The sequence below is a fragment of the Deltaproteobacteria bacterium genome (assembly GCA_028818775.1).
In the GTDB taxonomy this organism is placed as follows: domain Bacteria; phylum Desulfobacterota; class Binatia; order UBA9968; family JAJDTQ01; genus JAJDTQ01.
In genome coordinates this window covers 1-1,625 of sequence record JAPPNE010000119.1, presented here as the reverse complement: position 1 = coordinate 1,625, position 1,625 = coordinate 1, and the positions used below count along the sequence as shown (strand labels likewise).

General features: G+C 66.4%; 3 protein-coding genes. All 3 read right to left on the bottom strand.

The features are described from left to right. Positions 1-351: LysR family transcriptional regulator (locus OXU42_13360; protein MDE0030376.1), on the bottom strand; the 351-nt coding region annotated here is incomplete at its 3' end. A gap of 181 nt (positions 352-532) precedes the next feature. After that, positions 533-970, bottom strand: a complete 438-nt coding sequence (locus OXU42_13355; protein MDE0030375.1) for an ATP-binding protein — start codon at positions 968-970, stop codon at positions 533-535. Positions 971-1,033: 63 nt separating this feature from the next. Next, positions 1,034-1,315 carry a hypothetical protein gene (locus tag OXU42_13350; protein ID MDE0030374.1) on the bottom strand — a complete coding sequence of 94 codons (282 nt, stop codon included), beginning with the start codon at positions 1,313-1,315 and terminating at the stop codon, positions 1,034-1,036. Between the last annotated feature and the right edge of the window lie 310 nt (positions 1,316-1,625).

Sequence of the window (1,625 nt, the reverse complement as noted above, 5' to 3'; positions counted from 1 at the left end):
GGGCGTCACGAAGAGGTGCGATACCTCCTCGGAGCACGCGACAACCACCTCCGACGGCTCCTCGTCCGAAAGCGCCGCGACCTCCGCAGCGCCTGCGCGCAAGGCCCCCAGACCGACCAGGACGGCCTTGCGGTAAAGGAGGCCGGCGGCGGTCAGGCTCACGCCGGTCGGGGAGCGCTCGAACAGGCGGGCCGAGAGCTGCTTCTCGAGGCTCGCGATGTGTCGACTCACGGCAGACTGCGAGGTGCCCAGCTCCCGCGCGGCGTACGAGAAGTTGCCAAGACGCGCGGCGCTCTCGAAGGCGATCAGGATGCTCGTGGACGGAACCCCGTCCTGTTCGCGATCGGTCATGGTTCCGGCAGTACGCCCGGTTCACGTGTGCCCGCTCCAGCCTCCCGGCCAGGCGTGGCCCGTTTCCCCGATGGAAGAGAGACGCGCGAAGCAGGAGGCATGTTTGGCGGCGCCTTGGTGCTGCCACTGCGATCCTGCGGGAAGGGACCCGGACGTGCCGACCGCAAGAGCGCCTGCATGCTCACGCTGCCTCGCCCGCTGCCGTCCTCTTCGTCAGTGTCACCACGTTGCGGCCGTCCTCCCGCCGGTACGTCACCGCGTCCATCGTCTTGCGGACGAGGTAGATGCCGAGCCCACCCCTGGCGCGCTCCTCCACCGGGGCGGACAAGTCGTGCTCCGGCGCCTGGAACGGATCGAACGGCCTGCAGTCGTCCGCGACCTCCACCGTCAGCGTGCCGCCCTCGATGCGCAGGGCAAGATCGATGCGGTGCTCCCCGTCGTCGAAGCCGTAGCCGATCGCGTCGGTCACCAGCTCGTCGAACGCCAGAGTGACGTCGAAGGAAATGCCGTGCGCCAGATCGTGAGCCGCGCAAAACGCGTCGATCCTGGCGGCCGCGCTGCTGATGCCGCGCAGATCGTTGGCAACCGAGAACTCAAGTGTGCCGCCCATGCCGGTCATTCGCCGGTCGCCTCTATCCCGATCCGCGGCTCACGCTGCAAGCGGCGTTTGTCCCGTGCGGGCCTACCGGCGCGCGGGCTCGACGATAATCCTGCCCCGGCCCCGTCTGAGCAGGTAGCCGCCGCGCGGGATTGTCAGGGTGCCCTGCTGGATCAGCGGCCACAAGGTGTCGACGATCAGCGTCGCGTTCTCATCCGGTGCCGCCCCCGCAGCCGCCGGCTGCGATGACAGCCAGTCGAGGAAGGCGCGATCGCCGATTTCGTCGCCGACTGAATTCCGCAACGCCTGCAACTTTCTCAACTGCATCTTGGTCAATGTGGACTCATCGATCTGCATTGCGGGCATGTGGGACTGCTCCTCCAGGCGAACGACGTATGCCGTTGAGCGAGACTATAACAGGTCGCCCAAACCGTTGCCGCATCCGGTGTCTGCACACCGGGATGTTCGGCGATGCGGCGGTGAAGTACTTGCGTGCTGCGCGGATTCAGGGTGATGCACGCAGCGGACTGCGACTCCACGACGGAGTTGGAGCGGTGTCGGCGGGTGGAACGGCTTTGGTCCCTGGGATATCGGGATGTCAGATGGGCGCTCAGGTACGCGGAGCTTGGATTCAATTCGCTTGCAGATTGCTTACGTAAGTTGAGTGGTCCAGAGA

Coding starts and splice junctions, on each gene's coding strand:
- OXU42_13355 (MDE0030375.1), bottom strand. CDS start 970: ATGACCGGCATGGGCGGCACACTTGAGTTCTCGGTTGCCAACGATCTG.
- OXU42_13350 (MDE0030374.1), bottom strand. CDS start 1,315: ATGCCCGCAATGCAGATCGATGAGTCCACATTGACCAAGATGCAGTTG.